This window comes from Salicibibacter cibi, assembly GCF_016495865.1.
Taxonomy (GTDB): domain Bacteria; phylum Bacillota; class Bacilli; order Bacillales; family Marinococcaceae; genus Salicibibacter; species Salicibibacter cibi.
This window is the reverse complement of the sequence record NZ_CP054706.1, coordinates 3,517,348-3,539,629: the sequence shown is the minus strand read 5'-3', so window position 1 is coordinate 3,539,629 and position 22,282 is coordinate 3,517,348. Positions and strand designations below refer to the sequence as shown.

Genomic DNA, 22,282 nt, shown 5'->3' with positions numbered 1-22,282 from the left:
GTAGGGGAAAGATAAAATGCAAACGCTGAAAAGGGGCCTGAAATCAGGGCTGACTACGACCTGGACATTGGCGAAGATCATCTTTCCGATTACCTTTGCCGTGACCATCCTGTCGTTCACGCCGGCTTTGGATTGGCTTGCGGCGCAATTGGCACCGTTTATGTCTTGGATAGGATTGCCCGGAGAAGCGGCTATCCCGCTCGTCCTTGGGAATGTATTAAATTTATATGCGGCCATCGGCTCGATTTTGACGTTTGATTTTACGGTTAAAGAAGTTTTTATTCTTGCGGTTATGCTTTCTTTTTCTCACAATTTATTCGTTGAATCAGCAGTTGCAGTCAAATTGGGAATACGCATGTCTGTCGTTTTGGCGGTACGCATCGGTCTTGCCATCGTGTCTGCCTTTCTCATTCAATGGATTTGGCAAGGCGGGAGCCAATCTGCTCAATACGGATTGGCGAGCGGCACGGAACCTGCGGAAGTTAGTGGCTGGCTGGATGCTCTTTTGGAAGCGACTTCGAGTGCTGCCATGGGTGTTTTTACAATCGCGGTTTTTGTGTTTCCGATCATGATGATTGTTCAAGTGATGAAAGATTTTAATATGCTCGAATGGTTTTCCAATAAGATGCTACCCTTTACGCGTATGCTTGGCATCCAGCCCAACACATCGACGACGTTGGCATCCGGGATCTTTTTCGGGCTAGCCTTCGGCGCGGGGGTTATGATTCAAGAGGCAAGGGAAAACGGCGTGAAGAAAAAAGATTTATACCTCGTTTTTATCTTTTTGATCGCCTGTCATGGGATCGTAGAAGACACACTCATTTTCATTCCGCTCGGGATTCCGGTATTGCCGTTGCTCATCATTCGGGTAGTGACTGCGATAATGCTTACAATGGTGATCGCTTATTTCTGGAATCGTGCGGAAAAACAGGAGGCGAATGTTGATGGACAACGTGAATACAGTTCTTTTTGACCTTGATGGAACGTTAATTGATACGAACGATTTGATTATTGCATCTTTTGTCCACACGCTCGAACACTATTATCCCGGTAGGTTTGAGCGGGAGGATATCCTTGATTTTATTGGGCCGTCGTTGGCCGATACGTTTCATAGCTTGGACGCAAACCGGGCAGAAGAAATGATGACGATGTATCGTGCACACAATCATGCTCGCCATGACGCATTAGTCAAGGAATACACTGGGGTACGTGAAACGTTGGAACAATTGGCGGCTGGATCATTCCAATTAGGGGTCGTGACGACGAAACGGGGGGAGACTGCGTGGAGAGGGCTGGATTTGATGGGTTTAAAGCCTTTTTTCCAAACGGTAGTTACCCTTGATGAGGTAAAGAACCCCAAACCCCACCCCGAACCACTGGAGAATGCGATGAAAGCATTGGCGGCAACAGCGGAAGAAACGCTTATGGTCGGCGATAACGTGCACGATATTGAAGGGGGGAAAAACGCGGGGACGAAAACCGCCGCGGTTGCCTGGTCGATCAAGGGCGTTGATGTCCTGAAGGAGCACAAGCCAGACGTTATTCTTGATGATATGCGCGACCTTCTCGGCATTCTGGGAGTGCCTGGGCAATGACCCGCCGGACCGATCGTTACCACGTTTCTAAAAACAATTCCCTTTGGCATATTTATCAAACGGTTCCTTTTTTTAAAGTTGTAAAAAATTTCATTGTCATCGAAATCGCCCGTATCACGCCTTTTCTAAGTGTCAAAAACTGGCTCTATCGAACGTTTTTGCGCATGAATGTCGGAGCAAAAACTGCCTTTGCCCTGAAAGTGACGCCGGACGTTATGTTTCCGGAAAAAATAGCTGTGGGCAACAACTGTGTCATCGGTTTTCAGACAACGCTTTTGACCCATGAATATTTAATTGAGGAATATCGCGTTGGGGAGATTCATATCGGGGATAATGTGATGGTCGGCGCCCAGTCGTTGGTACTTCCCGGCGTGACGATCGGTGATGGAGCAGTCGTCTCGGCGATGACGCTCGTGCATAAAGACGTGCCTGCCGGAACTTTTGTTGGGGGGAACCCGATGCAGGTCATTCGTGAAGGAACACAAAAGGAGGAGGATACTTGATGGAGGCAATCATCTTACTTTTACTTTTCTTCGTGCTATTCATCTTCGCGGGAGGAATTGCGCTCTATCTTTTGTTTGCGTTCGGTCTTTTTCGGCTTGCCAATAGAAATGAAATCGCAAATGCCTGGCTCGCTTTTATCCCGATCGCGCAATATTACACGCTTGGCATGGTGGTGTGGGACCGTGTTCCGGCTGGATTTCGGGACGTTCTTCCTTGGTTGATGATCGGGTTAGCCGCAGCGCAAATTCCGCTCATGTTGGTCGAGTTCATTTTCCCGCCGATCATTATTGTGTCAATGTTATTGTCTTTTGCTACATTAGGATTGATGATGTATGCTTTGTTCGAGGTATTCAGGAAGTATAGTGATCAATACGTCATTTTGCTCGTTTTTTCAATAGTAACATTAGGCCTTGTCGGGATAATCGCTACGTTTGTGATTAGAAATAATGAAGCAAGGCCTGTCAATCAGGAGCACACGGCGTGAACATATGGGACACATGATATGGGTGGCATGGAGGCGTCTTATGGTGAATTTATTACTGAAAAGAAACTTTAGAATGGGGGTCAACACTAAAATCAATGGATGATATTCGTGATTAAATATGGTAACACTACTAGCGAGCGAAGGAAAAACACGTAGACTCCTGTGGGAAAGCGCAGGGCGAAGACCCCGCAGGAAAAAAGCGAACTTCTTTTTTTTCCGAGGAGGCTTAGCTCGGGGCCCACGGAAAGCGTAGTGTTTTTCCGTAGCGGTCACTACCAACCATAATTGCCCCTAGTTTGTCAGCCATAGATTTTGGTGAAGAGCCTAGAATGGGTGGTGTAAGATATTTGTTAACCTTCAATAACCAGCTAATACCGGCAAAATCGCTCCAGAATTGGAGTGCTTATCCGAGTTAATGAGGGAGACTTTCTCCAGTGAAAAAGAAGAATGTAGGAATATTATTATTCGATTTTGTAGACATTTTAGATTTTGCTGGTCCAGCTGAGGTTTTATCACTCGCTGCAAAAACAAAAACGCAGCAGTACATTTCTGTGTATAAAAAACAACTGCCGCCTAAAATGCCCTTTGAAGTATTTACCATTGCTGAAACAAGTGAGCAAATAAAGACTCACTCAGGAATTAGAGTTGAACCACAGTTTAGCATTGATAGCAGTCCTAAATTGGATGTCATTATTATTCCCGGTGGACCATTAAGGGCTGTTCTTTCGATGGCTCAAAACGAAAAAGTGCGAGATTGGCTCATCGAAAATGAAGATATTGAATATATATGTTCCGTTTGTACTGGGTCATTCATGTTAGGTGAGACTGGATTGCTTAACGGTAGAAAAGCCACAACTCATCATTTAGCATTAGGTAAATTACAAGAAAAATATCCTGAAATCAGCGTAGAAACTAACGCTAAAGTGATTCAAGATGGGAAATTGATTACTTCCGGAGGTGTATCGTCAGGAATTAATATGGCTTTATATCTCGTTGAAGCAATTTTGGGTAAGCCTGCTTCAGATCGTATAGCAAAGACCATTGAATTTAGTAAATAACTATACAATGATCGGAGCAAAAAGTGGATGGAAGAATATAGCGTGCGGACGTTTAAATGACTTTATTCACACTGAACAACGGAGTCCTACTAACATGAAAGACGGCGTTATCCGACATAAAAACGGGGTGTTTGCAAAAGTATAACGTATGCCCCCTCTATGTGATCAAAAGCGTATACAAGCGTAAGCTGATTGGGAGCTTTTGCAAAGCCTGCACGGGATTGAAGCTCAAGAGGCGTGCTCGGAGATTTGCCTCGGAACGGAAAAAGCATTCTTCGGTTTTTTCAAGGGCGTCCACGTGACGCTAGGCTGTTTACATGCGTTGACGCACTTAAATTCCAAGTGTAAACTAAAATACATAAACATTTTACTTCTCTATCGAACTAAAGGATTTCAGGCGAACTAAAGGATTTTGGAGGCTGTACACATGCCACTGATGTTTGAGAAACCGCTGGGAATGATTGATACGCTTCCCGCGCTGTATGAACGCGCGCGCGAGGTGCGAAGATATATGGAACAGGAAACAAAAAATTGGGGATACCGCCCCATTCAAACACCGTCATTGGAGTATTACGAAACGGTTGGGAATGCTTCCGCGATTCGGGACGAGCAATTATTCAAATTACTGGATCGGGAAGGGCAAACACTCGTGTTGCGGCCGGATATGACTGCACCGATCGCACGGGTCATAAGTTCAAGCATGAAAGAAGAACCCTTGCCGTTACGCCTTTTCTATTGCAACGCTTTATATCGGGCGCAACAGCATGAGGGAGGCAGGCGAGCGGAATTTGACCAATTTGGCATTGAACTTGTCGGCGACGATTCCATGAATGCCGATGGGGAAGTGCTCGCCTTGTTGACGTCTAACCTTCGCGCATCCGGTCTGTCTCCGTTTCGTCTTGCTGTGGGACACATTAAATATATGAATGCTCTTTTTGAGGAAATCATCGAGGATTCGAAAATTGCAGAAGCCCTCAGACGTTATCTTTATGAAAAGAACTTCGTAGGCTACCGACAACGAGTGGATCAATTGGAGATTTCGGAGGCTGATAAAAGCCGTCTCCATCAATTGCAACGTTTACGCGGCGGTCCGGAAGTTCTCGATCGTGCGAAAACGTTGGCTCATAGTTCGAAAGCACATCATGCCATCAATGATCTAGAAGATTTATGGGAGATTTTGAAAGATTTGGGCGTCCAGGATGTCATTCAAATCGATCTTAACCTCGTCGGCCAAATCGATTATTACACCGGGATTGTGTTTGAAGGATACGGCGGGGCGCTTGGATTCCCCCTTGCGAGCGGTGGGCGCTATGATGAATTGCTCGAAAAATTTGGCCGCCCGGCTAGTGCGACCGGCTTCGGGATACGCTTGGATCGATTGCTTGAAGCATTGAATCATATTAACGAGGGATATTCCCAAAACCGCCCGACGCTCATTCTTTTTAATAAAAAACGTCAACAAGAAGCGTTGCAGGAAGCGAACCGTCGCCGCAATAACGGTGAAGCGATAGTGGTGCAAAATATCGAAAGTGTCCCGGACATCGATGCTTTCACGGAGAAATATCCGGAAGTTGTCTCCTTCACGGACGGATCGGAAAGGGGGAGCAGTGATGAATAAAGATTGGATAACATTTGCCATGCCTAAAGGCAGAATCTTTGAAGAGGCGGCCGACCTTCTCCGAAATGCCGGTTATCCTCTGCAAGAGGACTTTTCGGCGGGCCGAAAGCTGATCTTGGAAGCTCCGGATGCCGGCATGAAATTTTTTCTGGCGAAGCCGATGGATGTGCCCACGTACGTAGAACACGGCGTTGCCGATATCGGTGTTGCCGGGAAAGATGTTTTACTCGAAGAGCAGCGTGATGTGTATGAAGTGCTTGATTTGCACATTAGTGCTTGCTACTTGGCAGTCGCCGGACTTCCACAGCAAAGGAAGGAGCGAGTGGCGCCGAAAATTGCGAGCAAGTATCCGAATATCGCTACGCAATATTTTAAAGCGCAAGGCGAGCAAGTGGAAGTCATCCGATTAAGCGGATCGATTGAACTTGCTCCTTTAATCGGACTAGCCGAACGAATCGTCGATATCGTTTCTACCGGAAAAACGTTAAAGGAAAACGGGCTCGTCGAGCTAGAGACGATCGCATCCGTGACGTCCCGGTTAATCGTCAATCCGGTAAGTTACCGTATGAAAGATAAGCAAATTGATGATATTGTCGCGCGTTTATCAGCGGTCATTAAGGAGGGGAGCCCGTCATGAAAATCATTCAAGTAGATGAACATGTCAGTTTACGCCGGGACCCCGACAGCGGCAATGAAGAAACACAGGTGATTGTAGACGAGATCATTGCGGAGGTTCGAAAAAATGGCGACGAGGCATTACGGGCATATACAAAAAAATTGGATGGCGCCGCACTCGATTCCCTGTTTGTGAATGAAATGGAGCGAGCACAAGCCTATAAGGTGATAGATACGCGGATAGTGGAAGCAATTCGGCAGGCGATCGCCAACATTCGTGATTTCCATGAGCGACAGCGGACGGAATCTTGGATGACAACGAAGGAAAACGGTACGATCCTTGGGCAACAAATCACGCCGCTAGATGCCGTCGGTGTTTATGTGCCGGGGGGCAAAGCTGCCTACCCGTCGACGATTTTAATGGATGTGATCCCGGCGCAAGTGGCAAGTGTTGACCGCATCGTGGTGACGTCTCCGCCGGATGAATCTGGGCTGCTCCATCCGGCCGTTTTGGTAGCGGCCTCCGAGCTAGGTGTAGAAACAATCCTGAAAGTAGGCGGGGCACAGGCGATTGCGTCGCTCGCATATGGAACTGAATCCGTAACCGCCGTCGATAAAATTGTCGGTCCCGGAAATGCATTCGTTGCATTAGCGAAACGGGCGGTTTTCGGGCAAGTGGATATTGATATGATCGCGGGTCCGAGTGAAATCGTCATTCTCGCCGATGATTCTGCCCGCCCGGACTATGTGGCCGCTGATTTGCTGTCGCAAGCCGAGCACGAGGAACGGGCGACGGCTATTGTCGTTACGCCTTCGAAAATGCTTGCGGAAAAAGTGTCTGCGGAAGTAGAGCGCCAATTGAAAGGTTTGCCGCGGGCATCGATCGCCCGAGAGGCGCTCAACAATTTTGGCGCTATTTATTTGACTGCCGATCTTAACGAAGCGGTTGATGTTGTCAATACATTGGCTCCCGAACATGTTGAAGTTCTCTGCAATGAACCGTTTCAACACCTTGGAAAAATCAAGCACGCAGGCGCTATTTTCCTCGGTGAAAACAGTGCGGAATCGGTCGGTGATTACTTTGCCGGTCCAAACCATGTGTTGCCGACGAATGGAACGGCCCGTTTTTCAAGCCCGTTAACGGTCGACGACTTCCTCAAAAAATCAAGCATCATTCATTACAGCGAGGAAGCACTTTCTCAAAATAGCGATATGATTGCATCGCTTGCGCGTGTGGAAGACTTTGAAGCCCACGCCCGGGCGGTGGAAATTCGTCAAAAAAAGGACGTGCGACAAAAGGATGAATGAGACACGAAAAGCAACGGTAAAACGGCAAACCGGGGAAACGGATATAGAACTCGATGTGCAATTGGATGGTTCCGGCCAGGCGGATATTCAGACGCCGGTTCCGTTTTTGAACCACATGCTTGATCTCTTTGCCAAGCATGGGCAGATGGACGTGCGTGTGCAAGCGAACGGCGATGTGGAAGTGGATGACCATCATACGAGTGAGGACATTGGAATTTGCCTGGGGCAGGCGGTAAAAGAAGCCCTTGGCGACAAAAAAGGGATCCGGCGGTACGGGACCGTGCATATTCCCATGGACGATGCCCTCGCCCAAGTCGTCATTGATCTTGGCAATCGCCCCCACCTTGAATTCCGCGGAGAGATCGGCGCTGCAAAAGTAGGGACGTTTGATACTGAGCTTGTGCACGAATTTTTATGGAAGTTTGCTGTTGAGGCACGCATGAACTTGCACGTGATCGTGCATTACGGCTGGAATACGCATCATATTATTGAAGCTATTTTTAAAGCGCTAGCCAGGGCTTTATCGGAAGCGGCGGAAATCGATCCGCGTGTGAAGGGGATCCCCTCGACGAAAGGGGTTTTGTAGATGATCGCAGTCGTAGACTATGGGATGGGAAACTTATACAGCGTAAGCAAAGCGCTTGAACGTCTGGACACGCCTTACGTCATCACCGAAGAAGTGCATGTGTTGGCATCAGCGGACGGTTTGATTTTGCCCGGTGTCGGTTCTTTTAAAGATGCCATGGCTATCCTCCAAGAAAAAAACCTCGATACAAACATCAAACAATTGGTCGAGAACGGAAAACCTTTGCTTGGCATTTGTCTCGGCATGCAGCTATTGTTTTCCGAAAGCGTAGAAAACGGGATTACCCGGGGGCTTGATTTGTTACCAGGGAAAGTTCGTCGTTTTCCGGGGAAAACAAGGGCAGGCATTCAATATAAAGTCCCCCATATGGGTTGGAACTTCCTCCGATATCGTCAACCTACCCACGTCATCGTCGAAGGAACGAAAGAAGGACATGCTTATTTTGTGCATTCCTATGTCGTTCATGCCGATACGGCAGAGGTCGTCGTGGCAACGACTGATTATGACGGGGAAGTGCCGGCGGTTGTTGGCCGGAATCATATTTTCGGTACTCAATTTCATCCGGAAAAAAGCAGTGCGCTCGGGATGCAAATGTTGAACAATTACGTGACTTACGTGAAAGAAAGGCAGGTACAGACGAGTGACAGCCTTTAATTTATTCCCGGCCATCGATATTCGCAATGGCAAATGTGTGCGGTTAAAGCAAGGCGATTACAACCGGGAAACAATTTACGGAGACAATCCGGCACAGATGGCGGCAGGTTTCGTTGAGGATGGCGCAACATGGGTGCACGTCGTTGATTTGGACGGTGCCCGTGATAAACATCCGGTCAATGATACGGCTATCTTTCGTATTGTCGAAGAAACAGCCGCTCGTGTTCAGGTGGGAGGAGGCATCCGTACGGAACGAGACGTGGAGCATTACCTCTCGCGAGGTGTTGATCGGGTGATCCTCGGTTCGGTTGCGGTGCAAAACCCTGATTTCACAGCGAAAATGCTTGCGGCTTATCCGGGCAGAATCGTGATCGGCTTGGATGCCCGAAATGGAAACGTGGCTGTGAACGGTTGGTTGGAGTCATCCGATGTGCAGGCGGAAGTGCTTGCAGCTGAGATGGCAGCCGCCGGAGCGGATACGTTTATATTTACCGACATCGAAAAGGACGGTATGCTCACGGGCCCAAACGTGGAAGCCAGTGCCACCCTTGCAAAAGCGAGCGGCGCCCACGTCATCGCATCGGGCGGTGTAAGCCACTTGGATGATGTGCGAGCGTTGTTGCGTTATCGAGAGGCAGGCGTAAGCGGGGCGATTGTCGGCAAGGCGCTGTATACAGAAGCCCTTGACTTGTCTGAAGCGTTAAAAGAGGTGAAGCGAACATGTTAACAAAACGGCTCGTTCCTTGTTTGGATGTAAAAGAAGGCCGGGTAGTCAAAGGCGTCCAATTTGTAGGGTTGAGAGATGCGGGAGACCCGGTAGAGCTTGCGGCCTATTACGACCGGGAAGGGGCGGACGAGCTCGTTTTCCTGGATATATCGGCGTCTCATGAAGGGCGGAAAACGATGGTGGATGTCGTCCGGGAAGTCGCCGGAAAACTTGCGATTCCGTTTACGGTCGGCGGTGGCATTAATAGCGTGGATGATATGCGTCAAATCTTGCGTGCCGGAGCGGATAAAATATCGTTGAATACGGTGGCAGTGAAAAACCCAGGCTTAATCGCTGAAGGTGCGGACTTTTTTGGCTCCCAATGCATCGTCGTCGCCATTGATGCCAAATGGGACGAGAAATTACAATCTTGGCGTGTGTATACCCACGGAGGACGGCGTGAGACGAATCTGGAAGTTACGGATTGGGCAAAAGAAGTCGTGAAAAAAGGCGCGGGAGAAATCTTGCTCACGAGCATGGACCAGGATGGCGCAAAAACAGGATATGATTTGCCGCTTACACGCGCGGTGAACGAGGTTGCGAGCGTTCCGGTGATCGCTTCCGGAGGCGCGGGGGCACAACAAGATTTTGTGGATGTTTTTCTGGATGCCGGAGCGGACGCGGCATTGGCGGCTTCCATTTTCCATTACAAGGAAACGGCTGTGTCGGAAGTGAAGGATGCGCTGAGGAAACAGGGGGTGAACGTAAGGTGAATATGGAGAACATTGTTTTTGATGCCGATGGATTGATACCCGCGGTTGTGCAAGATGTGAATAGCAAGGAAGTGCTGACCGTGGCGTATATGAACCGGGAATCATTAAATAAAACGATCGATACGAAGGAAACGTGGTTTTACAGCCGTTCGCGCCAAACCCTTTGGCATAAAGGCGAAACGTCCGGGAATGTGCAACAGGTGAGCGATGTTCGTTATGATTGCGACCGCGATACCCTCCTCGTGCTCGTGCACCCGCAAGGCCCGGCGTGTCACCGCGGGACATACAGTTGTTTTACGGAGAGCATGCTCTCCGAAGAACCGGCGCAAGAATCAAATGATCTTACGATTTTGCGGACCGTGGCTGCGACGATTGCAGAACGAAACCATGAACGCCCGGAGGGAGCGTACACCACGTATTTATTTGAAGAAGGCGTGGATAAAATATTAAAAAAGGTCGGCGAAGAGGCTTCCGAAATTATTATAGCGGCAAAAAATCGGGATGGAGAAGAACTGGCGTGGGAGAGTGCCGATTTTATTTATCACCTTCTCGTTTTGCTCGAAGAACAGCAATTGCCCCTCGATCGAGTGTTGGATACGCTAACGGAACGGCGTGGGAAATAAATAGCGATCGTTTCTTCGCATTGGTTTTCCAAACAGCGACAATAAAGGGATGTCGCACCTTTAATTGTAATCATTCTAAAGAGGGGATGCACTTGGAAGGTCCAGCGTCCTTAAAAATAGAATAAGCCTCATTTAGGGGGACGATGGAAGGTCCAGCGTCCCTGAAAAAAGAATAAATCTTAATTTGAGGGACGCTGTGAAGGCCTAGCGTCCCTAAAAAAAGAATAAACCCCAATATGAGGGACGCTGGAAAGTTAAAAAGACGAATCATCGAAAGCGCGATTTCCGGAAAATAGTTAAGCCACGCTATGACGTGGTTTGAATGACAATATGGGTGTGAGTGATTAATTAATCACCCTGCACTAGTGTACTGTTTCAAAAGTTCCTTCCCGGCGTTATACGGACAAAACCTTTGTTAATAGCACGATAAATGGACGAACTCGGAGCATCTTCGGATAGTTTTGCCAGAGAAAGGCATAAAAGGTCCGGTAACAGCCGTAAAGGCTGGTCGTCTAATGGCGTGAGCGTCTCCGGTGGTCCGTTGGGCGATTCAAGCAATTCGTATATCCGATGCGAGGGAGGTAACAGGTAACGAATCACGTTCTGCTCGGAAGTACAAAGTAATCCCTCTAATGAAGGGTGAGCTGCTCCGAGAGGGATTAAACTTCATCCTCTACGAATGCTGTTCCATTTTTCAATGGGGAAAGGATCTCTGAAACACGCCACTAGTGATCGGAGGCAGACAGTCTTAACCGGATGCCTTGTATCTTTATGGATGAAGATATAACGAAAGGAAATGGATAAGTTTCGGTATCCATTTTTTATTATAGGGTTAAACCTCACTAGGAAACTCAGTTATATCGTTAATGATTATTGAGGAAAATTCTAATTTTGAAAAAAGGGAAGTCCTGCCGACTCGGGAAATTATACACATAAATTTGAAAATTACTACTTTTTAGACTTATCCTAAAACATCACCTATACACCATCTTTTGGGATGCGCCATAAACTATGTTACAATAACGATGATCAAAGTATGTGGAAGGCGTGTGAACGCATGGGGCAGTTGATCCCTTTTCTTCAAAATCCGGAATATTTTTTTGACCGGGGAATCACGTTTTATAAAAATAAAGAGTGGAATCGCTCGATCCGTTATTTGAAACGGGCGATTGAATTAAGGCCCCTGGAAGGGGTTTTTCATTGTCAACTTGCAGCGATATTATCCGACATGGGCGAGTATGAACGTTCCAATGAGACCCTCTTGCACGTCTTGGATCATATAGATGGCGACATGTATGATTGTTATTATTTTCTCGCCAACAACTACGCGTTTCTCGGACTTTTTGATAAATCAAAGGAAGCGGCGCTTCACTATTTGTCCTCCTCGCCGGAGGGAGAATTTGTGGAAGATGCGCAAGAGTTGCTTGAGTTGGTAAAACTTGATGGGAATGAAGATTTTTTTGCCGATGAATATGAAGAAAAGCCTGCCTTCCCCGATGACTTTATTTTACAGTACGAGCGCGCTGGGCGCTTCATCAACGAGGGAAATTATGAAAAAGCAGAGCGTTTGCTCAAAGGATTAATGATGGATTATCCCGCTTATTATGCTTCATACAATCAATATGCGAGAACGCTTCACCTTCAAGGGCGCAGTGATGAGGCGATGCATTGCTTGCGTACCCTGTTGGAGGAAGTGATGTATGTGCCTGCGCTATGCCAATTAACATTATTGCTCGAAGATCAGCGTAAGGACCGGGAAGTTGAACAGTTGAAAAAGAAACTTAGGCAATTGGTGCCGTTGAATAAAGGCCATATTCACAAATTGGCAGCCACGCTTTGTCGGCTTGGGGAATACGAGCAGGCACTTTTATTGTTCCATTTTTTACAAAAACACAGCCCGCCTGAAATGGCCGGCGCATTTTTTTATCGTTACGGAGTAGCCGCTTTTCATTGCGGGTACCATAAAAAAAGCAAAAAAGCCTGGAAGCTCGCGCGTGATCATGGTGATGATAAAGCAGCAACGCTTTTGCAAGCATGGCAAACCCGCGCCCTTAAAAGCGACGAAGTACAGTGTGAACATCTGCACGATTTATCGTTTGGGTTGGATTGAGCAGATGAATAGACGTTAACCGAAAAGCGGGATAATATAGAGACAGAAGGTAATTGGAAGGAGCGTCGGTCGATGTCAGGAGAAACAGATACCATCTATGATGTCATTATTGCCGGGGCGGGTCCCGCGGGCATGACTGCTGCAGTGTACACTTCCCGAGCGGAAATGAAAACATTAATGCTTGAACGCGGGATTCCGGGCGGACAGGTAGCCAACACGGAAGATGTGGAAAACTATCCCGGGTATTCGCACATTCTTGGCCCCGATCTATCGAATAAAATGTTTGAGCATGCACGCAAATTCGGTGCTGAATATGCCTACGGGGACATTAAAAAGATCGAAGACGGCGGTGCATATAAAACGATATACGCGGGGAATAAAACGTACAAAGCTCGCGCTGTGATCGTAACTACAGGTGCGGAATATAAACAATTGGGCATCCCCGGGGAAAAAGAACTCGGCGGTCGCGGTGTCTCCTATTGTGCCGTATGTGACGGCGCGTTTTTCCGGGACAAAGAAATTATCGTTGTTGGCGGAGGTGATTCCGCGGTTGAAGAAGCCGTTTATCTCACGCGTTTCGCCAAAAAGGTGACGGTCATTCATCGCCGTGATGAACTGCGTGCACAAAAAATTCTTCAACAACGGGCATTTACCAATGAGCAAATTGATTTTAAGTGGGACCATGTTGTAAAAGAAATCCATGATACGGACGGAAAAGTGAGCAGCGTGACCCTCGTTAATGTGAAAAGCGGCGAAGAGTATGATTTTCCGACCGATGGTGTGTTTGTTTATATCGGTCTGTTGCCGCTCAATAATGCTGTGAAGGATTTGGGGATTACGAACGAAGAAGGTTATATCGTCACGAACGAAGAAATGGAAACCAATCGTGCAGGGATTTTTGCGGCCGGTGACATTCGCGAAAAAACGCTGCGGCAAATTGTGACAGCAACCGGTGATGGAAGTTTAGCGGCGCAAAACGCGCAGTCCTATGTCGAAGAATTGGAGAAGACGGTAGAGGCATAAGAAAAGTTCCCGAAGAACATGACGAAAAAAAGTTATGTGTTTTTAATGCTATTGTAACAGCTGTGAAACAATTAAGCGTTATGATGGAAGTACGTTAATTGACCCCCCTTATATATATTTTGGATGCGCAAGGTACATCGCCTTGCGTATTTTTTTTGGTAGGTAAGAAACCCTCATGGCGGTTGAGCATGTCGCCACCATCTATAATGAGAACAACTAGTTTAGCGTAAAAAAATATAATCGAGACATACGTTGGTTATACTGATTCGTTTACGCTGCTCCAATTATGGTTGTTTTCATACAAAAGCATAAATCAACTTTCTTACCTAGGGATTGCTGAATAACGGAAAAAGACTGGCACATAAGCATTTTCCGTTGGTGTTGTCAAAACTGGATGCAAGGAAATCCATCCTATAAGCAACAAAACCCTTGCACTTCTGGCAACGTATGGTGGGACGGTGCTGCAATGGCGAGACTCCAGCGGAAAAACGGATGTGTCAAGCCCCCGCAGCGCCGGTTTTGCGCGAGGAGGCTTGACCGTTCGTCCGCGGAAAGCGAAGCCATGGAAGCGGCATCCCGGCTTCAGCTGATAGCTGCAAGTTGTTCAGCAATCCCTACCTACATAAGTGCAACTAAGGCTTTCGACAGAAAAGCTTGTCGAAAGCCAAGTTTTCTAATCGAAAACGCGGTGCGTACGCAGTGACCGGAGGCTTAGATTTGTGGGATGCATCGGTTCACGTTATAATTAATGTGAGGTGATGAACATGCGGCGTGTGGCAAACTGCGTGTTAACACATGAGGATCGGGTTTTATTGTTGCAAAAGCCCAGAAGAAACTGGGTTGTCGCCCCCGGCGGGAAGATGGAGGACGGAGAAACCCCACTTGCCACCGTGCGCAGGGAGTTCATGGAAGAGACCGGAATAGAACTGCTGAACCCACAGTTACGGGCAGTTTCTACGATTGTCATTCAGGAAAGGTACGCGAAAGTTTCCGAATGGATGATGTTTTCTTTTTTTGCGAATAAACATAAAGGGGAAATGTTGGAACATTCACCTGAAGGCAGGCTATTTTGGGAAAAAGAAACGAACGTTCTTTCTTTGCCAATGGCCTTGGGTGATCAAGATTTATTCAAACATCTTTTGGGAAAACAAGGAATGTTGTTCAGCACATTTTATTACACACCTGATTACGAGTTGCTCGACGCAAAGCTCGAAACAGTGTGAACGGAGAGATGTTGGTGTGGAAGATGATATCCAGATCGTTGTGATTACCGGAATGTCGGGAGCGGGAAAAACGGTTACCGTGCAAAGCCTTGAAGATCTCGGTTTTTTTTGCATCGATAATTTGCCGCCGGCGTTGATTCCGAAATTATTGGATCTCGTGGAAGGCGGGTCGATGAACCGTGTCGCGCTTGTCATGGATTTACGGGGCCGGGAATTTTTTGAACAAGTGTTTTCGGCGGTAAGCATGCTTGGAGATAAGCCGAATTTGCACACGCACATTTTATTTCTCGATGCAGAGGACAGCAAACTTGTGCAGCGATTTAAAGAAACTAGGCGTTCGCACCCCCTTGCTCCGTCCGGCCCGCTGTTAGACGGCATCAAAGAAGAACGGCAAATACTGGATGAGATCAAGGGAAGGGCACGTTACCATATTGATACGACAACGCTTACCCCTCGAGAGTTACGCTCGGAAATTAACAAATTGTTCACTGCTCCCGAGGAGTTGACCTTTAACGTACATTTTATGTCCTTTGGGTTTAAACGCGGGATTCCGATTGATGCCGATCTTGTTTTTGATGTCCGATTTTTGCCGAATCCTCATTATATTGAACGGATGCGCCCGTTAACAGGGATGGATTCGGACGTTGCCGAATATGTCATGAAGTGGGCGGATACAAAGGAATTTCTCGTGAAGCTGGAAGACATGCTAACCTTTCTGTTGCCTTTGTATAAACAAGAGGGAAAAAGCCAAGTAATCATCGCGATTGGTTGTACGGGCGGGAATCACCGTTCCGTTACGCTTGTGGAACATCTTGCTGATGTTTATTCTAAGAATTACCTAGTGTATAAGAGCCATCGCGAACATAAGGACAGGGGAGAAACAATCGAGTGACGAATGGAAAGAAAATAGTTGTTATCGGAGGCGGTACGGGATTGTCCGTTTTACTGCGAGGGTTAAAAACCTACCCCGTTGATCTATCGGCAATCGTTACCGTAGCTGATGATGGAGGAAGTTCCGGACGGTTACGCAAGGAGTTAAATGTCCCGCCGCCCGGGGATGTTCGAAATGTGCTCGTGGCATTGGCGGAAGTTGAACCATTAATTGAACGTTTATTTCAGCATCGCTTCGAAAATGGGGAAGGGCTTACCGGGCATTCGCTCGGCAACTTGCTGATCGCAGGTATGACGTCTATCACAGGTGATTTTGCCCGCGGCATTAGCGAACTCAGTGCTGTGCTCAACGTACGCGGTACGGTGTTACCTGCGTCCAATGATAGCATTGAACTTGTGGCGAAAATGACCGATGGCAGTGTCGTTCGGGGAGAGTCCAATATTCCGAAGGCAGGGAAAAAAATCGATGAAATGTTCCTTGATCCAGCCTTTCCCGAGGCATTGCCGGCGAGCATTCAGGCGATTCGACAAGCAGATAAAATTATTATGGGACCGGGGAGTTTATATACCAGTGTGTTGCCTAATTTGCTCGTTCCCGGCATTGCGGAAGAAATAAACCGGTCGTCAGCGGATAAAATCTATATTTGCAATGTCATGACGCAAAGCGGGGAAACGGATGAATTTACTGCTTCCGATCATATTAAGGCGCTTTATGCCCATATCGGGAAATCGATGATTGAGCAAATTTTTGTCCATGACGGAAACATTTCACCGGAAATGATCGAACGATATGCCGAGGAAGGTTCGGAGGCTGTGATTTGTGATGAAGACCATTTAAAAGCGCTGGGTTTGCATGCGATCCAAGATGATTTCATCCAAACAGACGGCTCGGTGTTGCGTCATAATGCGGAAAAAATTGCCCGGATGATTCTCGAAGGTTAAGGAAGTTTGATCAAAAAGGTGGTGAATGTGGCTTGTCTTCGTTTGCGGCAATGACGAAAAAAGAACTCACACAGATCCGTGCAGATGATTGCTGTGTAAAAGCGGAACTTTCCGCACTTATCCAAATGACCGGTGCTCTTAATATTTCGGAATCGCGTACGACTTTGGATATAACGACCGAGAACGCGGCGATTGCACGAAGGTTTTATACGCTTCTGAAGCAACGGTATGAACACATGAAGGCCGAACTCGTCGTTCGTAAAAAAATGCGATTAAGGAAAAACAATATTTACATCGTTCGCGTGTACCGTTTTGTGGAAGAAATTTTAGCTGATACAAACGTGACGGCCAACGGGCATACGTTTGCGCAGTCGATTTCAGAACATACATTTGAGAATCATTGTTGCAAAAGAGCGTATTTACGGGGAGCCTTTCTCGCAGGTGGGTCCATTAATCATCCGGAGACATCATCCTATCATTTGGAGTTGTTTTCTTATTATAAAGAACACAATCAATCGCTCTTGGCGTTAATGTTGGAATTTGATCTGGATGCCCGTGTACTGGAGAGAAAAAAAGGGTATATTGTTTATATTAAGGAAAGCGAGAAGATCACCGAGTTTCTCAATATTATCGGTGCTCATCAAGCACTGCTCTATTTTGAAGATGTTCGGATTGTGAAGGATATGCGTAACTCTGTCAATCGACTCGTAAACTGTGAGACAGCAAATTTGAACAAAACGGTAGGAGCTGCCTTGCGGCAAGTGGAAAATATAGAGCTTGTCACGCGAGAGATCGGTTTGGAAAGCTTGCCTTCCAAAGTGCGTGAAATGGCCGAACTTCGTGTGAAGCATCAGGATGTCACCTTGAAGGAATTGGGTGAAATGGCAGAGAGCGGGAAGGTGAGCAAATCCGGGGTCAATCACCGGTTGCGAAAAATCGACGAACTGGCTGAACGAATTCGTAATCGCGAATCGTTGCCACAAGGATGATAAACAGCAGAAAGGATGGGTCGCGATGGTCGAGCGTGACGTGGTAGTGAATTTAAAAATGGGCTTGCAGGCGCGACCGGCCGCCCTATTCGTGCAGGAAGCCAATCGCTTTCATGCGGATATCAACCTTATCAAAGGGACACATGAGACCAACGCCAAAAGTATTATGGGAGTAATGAGTCTTGCCGTCCGCAATGGGACAACGATTCGCATAGCTGCTGATGGCGGCGATGAAGAAGAAGCAGTAAAAGCGCTTGGGCAATTTGTAAGCGAGGAATGAAAAAAACCACGCAGGTCGCGTGGTTTTTTAGGTGGGGAAGGATCGGTTATTTTTCTGTGCTTTCATTCTTCTCGAAGATTCGATCGATGAGCCCATACTCTTTTGCTTCTGGTGCAGTCATGAAGTTATCCCGGTCGGTGTCCCGTTGGATTACTTCGAGCGGCTGGCCTGTTCGCTCGGCGAAGATATTGTTCAATTTTTCCCGCATTTCCAGAATACGACGCGCATGAATTTCAATATCGGATGCCTGCCCTTGTGTTCCTCCAAGCGGTTGGTGGATCATAATTTCACTGTTCGGGAGGGCGAAACGTTGGCCTATTTCTCCTGCATTGAGCAAGAAAGCGCCCATAGAAGCAGCCATGCCGATGCAAATAGTCGAAACCTTAGGTGTAATATATTGCATCGTATCATAAATGGCCATGCCGGCGGAAATGGAACCTCCGGGGCTGTTAATATAAAGGGAGATGTCCTTGTCCGGATCCTCCGCTTGGAGGAAAAGCAATTGGGCTACGATTGTATTGGCCACATTGTCATCGATCCCTGATCCGAGCATGACGATACGGTCTTTTAACAGACGTGAATAAATGTCATAAGCCCGCTCCCCGCGGTTTGTTTGTTCAATAACTGTTGGTATTAGATGCATAAATCTAATCCTCCTTCATTTCGTTTGCAATATGGGGTTACTGCTTATATCATACCCTATTGGTCAATAAAGGTCAAATACATTGCATTTATTCATCACCCATTACTATGTTTACCTTTTTTCGTAAACTTCAAACCGTTTTTTCCTGATATGGATCGGTATTAGAAGGGAATATCCGCGAGAAACAGGAGAATGCAATTTTAAATCGATATTAGAATGAATGACACACTACCCTAGCTTCTGGATGTTAAATGCGATATAATTACATTAGAAAAACTTGACTTATCGTCAAGGATGGCGAAGGTCAAAGTATTACTTATACTATCATTCGAAGAATTAATACATTCTGATAGTGTAAAATGAAATTGTAACATTCGCGGAGGGGGATTCCATGTTTGGCCAAGAACGCTTAGAGCAAACGGAACGGTATGCCCGGGAGCAGGAACTGACGGCGAATGAAGCAGCTACTGAACTCGAAAAGCTGGCCGAAGCCTTAAGAACCACCGGTTCATTTGATTTCTTGCAGGATGATCGCACGTATGTGCAAGCTCATATCCCTTCTTATATAACGATGAATAGCGAGTATGTGCAAAAGAAGCAAACGCACACCGTCCGTCTAACTTTTTCATGGTTGGAACAGAAATAATTTTGTGCTATCTTCATAGAAAGCGCTTACAAAACTAGGGGGCGCACCATGAATCTTGAAATGGGACTTATTCAACAACAAACGATGAAACTCGTGATGACCCAGCAATTGCGACAGGCCATTTCTTTGTTGCAATACTCTACATTGGAATTATCTGAATATATAGAAGAACAAGCGTTGGAAAATCCATTGCTGGATGTCAATGAGGCGGATAGGGACGAAGGGATCCGGGATAGCCCGGTGTTATGGAACGATCGTGAGGAAAGCAGCGGGGAGCAGGGGAAAGAACCTTTCATTGATCGTTTGGGAAATGCCCGTCAAGGGTTAACGGTTCATCTCATTGATCAACTTCGAATGCTTGATTGTGAGGGGGAAACAAAGGAACACCTGAAATATTTTATCCATAATTTAGATGAAAACGGTTATTTAGTTGTGAATGAAAAAGAAGCGTCAATTGAACTCGGCATCACCCCCGACCGTTTCCATGAATTATGTGCGCTTTTGCAAAACTTTGATCCCGTTGGCGTGGGGGCGCGATCTTTATCGGAATGCCTGTTGTTGCAGTTGCAAGCGCTTCCTGAGGAGCATCCGATTGTTGAAACGATTGTTGCCCATTATTTGCAAGCGTTCGCAGAGAAAAAATGGAAATGGTTGGCGGAAGAAATGCAAATTACCCTTGAAGAAATACAAGATGCCCATGATTTCATCCAAACGCTGAATCCTCGCCCTGCCCAAGGGTTTAGTGAAAGTGAAGCGGATTATATCACACCGGATGTCTATATAGAAAAAAACAATGGAGAGTGGACGGTCGTTTTAAATGATGATTCCTTGCCGAGGATTCGTTTGAATCGCCAATACCGAAATCTTCTTCATCAAAAAAACGATAAAGAAACGTTTGAGTATGCCCAGTCCAAATACAAACAACTCGTGTGGCTGTTGAAAAGCATTGACCAGCGGCAACAAACGATTCGTGCCGTAACAGAAGCGATCGTCGAATATCAGCAAAGCTTTTTGGAAAACGGCGAGTTGCGTCCGATGACACTCAAACATATTGCCGAACGGGCAGATGTTCATGAATCGACGGTTTCACGAACGACAAATGGGAAGTATGTACAGACCCCACGCGGATGTTATGAGTTAAAAGCATTTTTCAGTAAAGGTGTATCCGGCAATGACGGCGAAGATATTTCGGCAATGATGGTGAAAGAAGCGCTCCGTTGCTGGATTGAGCAGGAGGATAAACAAAAACCAATCTCTGATCAGAAAATCGCCGATCGCTTTAAACAGGAAGAAGGGGTTACAATTTCTCGGCGCGCGATCGCCAAATACCGTGATGAACTTAACATCCAGGCTTCATCCAAACGAAAGCGCTTTGCATAAACCGTCCTCATCGGGCGGTTTTTTTGTTTGGAACAGAGATAAAAGAGATGAATATGGTCGCCATGAACCTGTCATGGTGACCGGCTGGCATCAGAAACAAACGATACCGTCACCATGCAGCACCATAATGAGGGATTGCTGAACAACTTACATATATTAGTTGGAGTCGGGATGCCGCTTCCATGGCTTCGCTTTCCGCTGACGAACGGTCAAGCCTCCTCGCGCAAAAACCGGCGCTGCGGGGGCTTGACGCGTCCGTTTTTCCGCTGGAGTCTCGCCATTGCAGCACCGTCCCTCCGTGTGTTGCCAGACGTGCAAGGGTTTTCTGCTTTTAGGATAGATTTTCTTGCATCTAGTTTTGACAACATCAACGGAAAATGCTTATGTGCCAATCCTTTTCCGTTATTCAGCAGTCCCTAATGATACCCAAGCTTATAAATCACATGTACATTTGTTTGGCCAGGAATGGAGGCATTTTTAACATTGCAAACAAAAAGAGAATGATTTATAATCAAGGTAACACTTATTGGGAACGAAAATGACTAATAGGGACAATATTGTTCCCGAAAAAAGAAGTGATCTTTTCAATGTTGGATCTTCTGGAATGGCAAAAGAAACTACAACCCGACATTATGGAGAATTTAAACCGCCGGTTTGATATTTTGCGATTTATCCGTGTGAGTGCTCCGGTGGGCAGGCGAACAATTTCCGCTTCACTGCAAATCTCGGAACGAGTCCTTCGCAACGAGGTAGAACTTTTCAAGGAACAAAACCTGTTGGAAGTGAAATCCGGAGGAATGGATTTGACGGAGGAAGGGCGTATGTTGCTTGATCAACTGGGGCCGAGCATGCAAAACATTTCCGGGCGTTCACAGTTGGAAGCTGATTTACAGCAATCCCTTCATATTTCGCGTGTGATTGTGACGAGCGGCGATAGTGATGGCCAACCGTGGGTGAAAAAAGAAATGAGTCGTGCCTGTGTCAGCGAGATGATTCAAACCCTCCGCACCGACGATGTCGTTGCCGTTGCAGGCGGGACGACCCTCGCGACGTTGGCGGAATCCGTGTCTCCTCATCCAAACTTGCAACATGTTACATTTGTTCCCGCTCGCGGTGGTCTTGGGGAAAATGTTGATTTGCAATCGAACACGATTTGCGCGGCGTTGGCGAGAAGTGCTAACGCTCAATATCGATTGTTGCATGTGCCCGATCAGTTAAGCGACCTCGCTTATGAATCGCTAACGCAAGAACCGGGGATTCAAGAACTGCTGAACTTGATTCGTTCCCCGCGTATGGTTATCCATAGTGTAGGCGATGCTCATACGATGGCTACAAGAAGAAACGCCGACGAAAAAAAACTTGAGCGTTTAAAAACATGTAACGCTGTTGCTGAAAGCTTCGGTTACTATTTTGACGGAAACGGGAACGTTGTTCAGAAGGAAAAAACGGTCGGTTTGCAACTTGATGATCTGGGGGAAGGACAAAAGGTTATCACCATGGCCGGCGGAGCATCGAAAGCCGAGGCGATTATCGCCTATATGACGTACCGTCCAAGTGATCTGCTGATCACCGACGAAGGGGCGGCCGAAGCCATTAAAGCATCTATCCAACCATAGATTGCGATTTTAATT

General features: G+C 46.9%; 26 protein-coding genes. 24 read left to right on the top strand and 2 right to left on the bottom strand.

The features are described 5' to 3' along the window. The first annotated feature begins 16 nt into the window (after nucleotides 1–16). From HUG20_RS17635 to HUG20_RS17540, 21 genes are all read left to right on the top strand, one after another. Nucleotides 17–973 (top strand): nucleoside recognition domain-containing protein, encoded by a 957-nt coding sequence (locus HUG20_RS17635; protein WP_200085977.1) that lies wholly within the window; start codon nucleotides 17–19, stop codon nucleotides 971–973. Beyond that, nucleotides 939–1,595, top strand: a complete 657-nt coding sequence (gene ppaX, locus HUG20_RS17630) for a pyrophosphatase PpaX (protein WP_200085976.1) — start codon at nucleotides 939–941, stop codon at nucleotides 1,593–1,595. Before HUG20_RS17635 ends, ppaX begins: the two co-directional genes overlap by 35 nt. Then, nucleotides 1,592–2,098 carry an acyltransferase gene (locus HUG20_RS17625; RefSeq protein WP_200085975.1) on the top strand — a complete coding sequence of 169 codons (507 nt, stop codon included), beginning with the start codon at nucleotides 1,592–1,594 and terminating at the stop codon, nucleotides 2,096–2,098. The genes ppaX and HUG20_RS17625 overlap by 4 nt, the downstream gene beginning before the upstream one ends. After that, the gene (locus HUG20_RS17620; protein ID WP_200085974.1) at nucleotides 2,098–2,583 is read left to right on the top strand and encodes a hypothetical protein; all 486 of its coding nucleotides are present in this window, start codon (nucleotides 2,098–2,100) and stop codon (nucleotides 2,581–2,583) included. The genes HUG20_RS17625 and HUG20_RS17620 overlap by 1 nt, the downstream gene beginning before the upstream one ends. A 434-nt stretch (nucleotides 2,584–3,017) precedes the next feature. Beyond that, nucleotides 3,018–3,641: a DJ-1/PfpI family protein gene (locus HUG20_RS17615; RefSeq protein WP_200085973.1), complete on the top strand. Its 624-nt coding sequence runs from the start codon at nucleotides 3,018–3,020 to the stop codon at nucleotides 3,639–3,641. Between the two features lie 427 nt (nucleotides 3,642–4,068). Then, complete coding sequence (locus HUG20_RS17610) at nucleotides 4,069–5,259, top strand: ATP phosphoribosyltransferase regulatory subunit (protein WP_200085972.1); 1,191 nt, start codon at nucleotides 4,069–4,071, stop codon at nucleotides 5,257–5,259. Next, nucleotides 5,252–5,896, top strand: coding sequence for an ATP phosphoribosyltransferase (hisG, locus tag HUG20_RS17605; protein ID WP_200085971.1), 645 nt, complete (start codon nucleotides 5,252–5,254; stop codon nucleotides 5,894–5,896). Before HUG20_RS17610 ends, hisG begins: the two co-directional genes overlap by 8 nt. Continuing rightward, a complete protein-coding gene (gene hisD / locus HUG20_RS17600) occupies nucleotides 5,893–7,182 on the top strand; it encodes a histidinol dehydrogenase (RefSeq protein WP_200085970.1) in 1,290 nt (429 codons plus the stop codon). Before hisG ends, hisD begins: the two co-directional genes overlap by 4 nt. Next, nucleotides 7,175–7,768, top strand: coding sequence for an imidazoleglycerol-phosphate dehydratase HisB (hisB, locus tag HUG20_RS17595; RefSeq protein ID WP_200085969.1), 594 nt, complete (start codon nucleotides 7,175–7,177; stop codon nucleotides 7,766–7,768). The genes hisD and hisB overlap by 8 nt, the downstream gene beginning before the upstream one ends. Further along, the gene (hisH, locus tag HUG20_RS17590) at nucleotides 7,769–8,422 is read left to right on the top strand and encodes an imidazole glycerol phosphate synthase subunit HisH (protein ID WP_200085968.1); all 654 of its coding nucleotides are present in this window, start codon (nucleotides 7,769–7,771) and stop codon (nucleotides 8,420–8,422) included. After that, nucleotides 8,409–9,149 (top strand): 1-(5-phosphoribosyl)-5-[(5-phosphoribosylamino)methylideneamino]imidazole-4-carboxamide isomerase, encoded by a 741-nt coding sequence (gene hisA, locus HUG20_RS17585; RefSeq protein ID WP_200085967.1) that lies wholly within the window; start codon nucleotides 8,409–8,411, stop codon nucleotides 9,147–9,149. Before hisH ends, hisA begins: the two co-directional genes overlap by 14 nt. After that, a complete protein-coding gene (gene hisF / locus HUG20_RS17580) occupies nucleotides 9,143–9,901 on the top strand; it encodes an imidazole glycerol phosphate synthase subunit HisF (protein ID WP_200085966.1) in 759 nt (252 codons plus the stop codon). Before hisA ends, hisF begins: the two co-directional genes overlap by 7 nt. A 2-nt stretch (nucleotides 9,902–9,903) precedes the next feature. Further along, nucleotides 9,904–10,524, top strand: a complete 621-nt coding sequence (gene hisIE, locus HUG20_RS17575; protein WP_200090577.1) for a bifunctional phosphoribosyl-AMP cyclohydrolase/phosphoribosyl-ATP diphosphatase HisIE — start codon at nucleotides 9,904–9,906, stop codon at nucleotides 10,522–10,524. Nucleotides 10,525–11,581: 1,057 nt separating this feature from the next. Then, nucleotides 11,582–12,634 (top strand): tetratricopeptide repeat protein, encoded by a 1,053-nt coding sequence (locus tag HUG20_RS17570; RefSeq protein ID WP_200085965.1) that lies wholly within the window; start codon nucleotides 11,582–11,584, stop codon nucleotides 12,632–12,634. Between the two features lie 72 nt (nucleotides 12,635–12,706). Further along, nucleotides 12,707–13,657: a thioredoxin-disulfide reductase gene (gene trxB / locus HUG20_RS17565; protein ID WP_200085964.1), complete on the top strand. Its 951-nt coding sequence runs from the start codon at nucleotides 12,707–12,709 to the stop codon at nucleotides 13,655–13,657. A 458-nt stretch (nucleotides 13,658–14,115) separates the two neighbouring features. Further along, nucleotides 14,116–14,247 (top strand): hypothetical protein, encoded by a 132-nt coding sequence (locus HUG20_RS19715; RefSeq protein ID WP_281392452.1) that lies wholly within the window; start codon nucleotides 14,116–14,118, stop codon nucleotides 14,245–14,247. 174 nt (nucleotides 14,248–14,421) lie between these two features. After that, nucleotides 14,422–14,880, top strand: a complete 459-nt coding sequence (locus HUG20_RS17560; protein WP_200090576.1) for an NUDIX domain-containing protein — start codon at nucleotides 14,422–14,424, stop codon at nucleotides 14,878–14,880. 52 nt (nucleotides 14,881–14,932) lie between these two features. Further along, nucleotides 14,933–15,772, top strand: coding sequence for an RNase adapter RapZ (gene rapZ / locus HUG20_RS17555; protein ID WP_200090575.1), 840 nt, complete (start codon nucleotides 14,933–14,935; stop codon nucleotides 15,770–15,772). After that, complete coding sequence (locus HUG20_RS17550) at nucleotides 15,769–16,713, top strand: gluconeogenesis factor YvcK family protein (protein ID WP_200085963.1); 945 nt, start codon at nucleotides 15,769–15,771, stop codon at nucleotides 16,711–16,713. Before rapZ ends, HUG20_RS17550 begins: the two co-directional genes overlap by 4 nt. A gap of 50 nt (nucleotides 16,714–16,763) precedes the next feature. Next, a complete protein-coding gene (whiA, locus tag HUG20_RS17545; RefSeq protein WP_200090574.1) occupies nucleotides 16,764–17,702 on the top strand; it encodes a DNA-binding protein WhiA in 939 nt (312 codons plus the stop codon). Nucleotides 17,703–17,727: 25 nt separating this feature from the next. Further along, the gene (locus tag HUG20_RS17540; RefSeq protein ID WP_200085962.1) at nucleotides 17,728–17,982 is read left to right on the top strand and encodes an HPr family phosphocarrier protein; all 255 of its coding nucleotides are present in this window, start codon (nucleotides 17,728–17,730) and stop codon (nucleotides 17,980–17,982) included. A gap of 46 nt (nucleotides 17,983–18,028) precedes the next feature. On the opposite strand, the gene clpP is transcribed toward HUG20_RS17540, so the two are convergent. Next, nucleotides 18,029–18,625 carry an ATP-dependent Clp endopeptidase proteolytic subunit ClpP gene (gene clpP / locus HUG20_RS17535; RefSeq protein ID WP_200085961.1) on the bottom strand — a complete coding sequence of 199 codons (597 nt, stop codon included), beginning with the start codon at nucleotides 18,623–18,625 and terminating at the stop codon, nucleotides 18,029–18,031. Nucleotides 18,626–19,016: 391 nt separating this feature from the next. Here clpP and HUG20_RS17530 point away from each other — a divergent pair, with 391 nt between their 5' ends. After that, complete coding sequence (locus HUG20_RS17530; RefSeq protein WP_200085960.1) at nucleotides 19,017–19,271, top strand: hypothetical protein; 255 nt, start codon at nucleotides 19,017–19,019, stop codon at nucleotides 19,269–19,271. Between the two features lie 48 nt (nucleotides 19,272–19,319). Further along, nucleotides 19,320–20,651 carry an RNA polymerase factor sigma-54 gene (gene rpoN, locus HUG20_RS17525; protein ID WP_200085959.1) on the top strand — a complete coding sequence of 444 codons (1,332 nt, stop codon included), beginning with the start codon at nucleotides 19,320–19,322 and terminating at the stop codon, nucleotides 20,649–20,651. A 109-nt stretch (nucleotides 20,652–20,760) separates the two neighbouring features. Here rpoN and HUG20_RS17520 read toward each other — a convergent pair whose 3' ends face one another. Then, nucleotides 20,761–20,940 carry a ubiquitin family protein gene (locus HUG20_RS17520; protein ID WP_200085958.1) on the bottom strand — a complete coding sequence of 60 codons (180 nt, stop codon included), beginning with the start codon at nucleotides 20,938–20,940 and terminating at the stop codon, nucleotides 20,761–20,763. A 298-nt stretch (nucleotides 20,941–21,238) separates the two neighbouring features. On the opposite strand from HUG20_RS17520, the gene HUG20_RS17515 reads away from it, so the two are divergent. Further along, nucleotides 21,239–22,267, top strand: coding sequence for a sugar-binding transcriptional regulator (locus HUG20_RS17515; RefSeq protein ID WP_200090573.1), 1,029 nt, complete (start codon nucleotides 21,239–21,241; stop codon nucleotides 22,265–22,267). The last annotated feature ends 15 nt before the right edge of the window (nucleotides 22,268–22,282 follow it).

What these genes read in the sequence shown, in the direction of transcription:
- HUG20_RS17635 (WP_200085977.1), top strand. Translation starts at nt 17, where the DNA reads ATGCAAACGCTGAAAAGGGGCCTGAAATCAGGGCTGACTACGACCTGG.
- rpoN (WP_200085959.1), top strand. Translation starts at nt 19,320, where the DNA reads ATGAATCTTGAAATGGGACTTATTCAACAACAAACGATGAAACTCGTG.
- HUG20_RS17620 (WP_200085974.1), top strand. Translation starts at nt 2,098, where the DNA reads ATGGAGGCAATCATCTTACTTTTACTTTTCTTCGTGCTATTCATCTTC.
- hisD (WP_200085970.1), top strand. Translation starts at nt 5,893, where the DNA reads ATGAAAATCATTCAAGTAGATGAACATGTCAGTTTACGCCGGGACCCC.
- HUG20_RS17570 (WP_200085965.1), top strand. Translation starts at nt 11,582, where the DNA reads ATGGGGCAGTTGATCCCTTTTCTTCAAAATCCGGAATATTTTTTTGAC.
- hisB (WP_200085969.1), top strand. Translation starts at nt 7,175, where the DNA reads ATGAATGAGACACGAAAAGCAACGGTAAAACGGCAAACCGGGGAAACG.
- hisIE (WP_200090577.1), top strand. Translation starts at nt 9,904, where the DNA reads ATGGAGAACATTGTTTTTGATGCCGATGGATTGATACCCGCGGTTGTG.
- HUG20_RS17560 (WP_200090576.1), top strand. Translation starts at nt 14,422, where the DNA reads ATGCGGCGTGTGGCAAACTGCGTGTTAACACATGAGGATCGGGTTTTA.
- rapZ (WP_200090575.1), top strand. Translation starts at nt 14,933, where the DNA reads ATGTCGGGAGCGGGAAAAACGGTTACCGTGCAAAGCCTTGAAGATCTC.
- hisG (WP_200085971.1), top strand. Translation starts at nt 5,252, where the DNA reads ATGAATAAAGATTGGATAACATTTGCCATGCCTAAAGGCAGAATCTTT.
- HUG20_RS17625 (WP_200085975.1), top strand. Translation starts at nt 1,592, where the DNA reads ATGACCCGCCGGACCGATCGTTACCACGTTTCTAAAAACAATTCCCTT.
- hisF (WP_200085966.1), top strand. Translation starts at nt 9,143, where the DNA reads ATGTTAACAAAACGGCTCGTTCCTTGTTTGGATGTAAAAGAAGGCCGG.
- HUG20_RS17610 (WP_200085972.1), top strand. Translation starts at nt 4,069, where the DNA reads ATGCCACTGATGTTTGAGAAACCGCTGGGAATGATTGATACGCTTCCC.
- hisH (WP_200085968.1), top strand. Translation starts at nt 7,769, where the DNA reads ATGATCGCAGTCGTAGACTATGGGATGGGAAACTTATACAGCGTAAGC.
- trxB (WP_200085964.1), top strand. Translation starts at nt 12,707, where the DNA reads ATGTCAGGAGAAACAGATACCATCTATGATGTCATTATTGCCGGGGCG.
- HUG20_RS17530 (WP_200085960.1), top strand. Translation starts at nt 19,017, where the DNA reads ATGTTTGGCCAAGAACGCTTAGAGCAAACGGAACGGTATGCCCGGGAG.
- HUG20_RS17515 (WP_200090573.1), top strand. Translation starts at nt 21,239, where the DNA reads ATGTTGGATCTTCTGGAATGGCAAAAGAAACTACAACCCGACATTATG.
- ppaX (WP_200085976.1), top strand. Translation starts at nt 939, where the DNA reads ATGTTGATGGACAACGTGAATACAGTTCTTTTTGACCTTGATGGAACG.
- whiA (WP_200090574.1), top strand. Translation starts at nt 16,764, where the DNA reads ATGACGAAAAAAGAACTCACACAGATCCGTGCAGATGATTGCTGTGTA.
- clpP (WP_200085961.1), bottom strand. Translation starts at nt 18,625, where the DNA reads ATGCATCTAATACCAACAGTTATTGAACAAACAAACCGCGGGGAGCGG.
- HUG20_RS17540 (WP_200085962.1), top strand. Translation starts at nt 17,728, where the DNA reads ATGGTCGAGCGTGACGTGGTAGTGAATTTAAAAATGGGCTTGCAGGCG.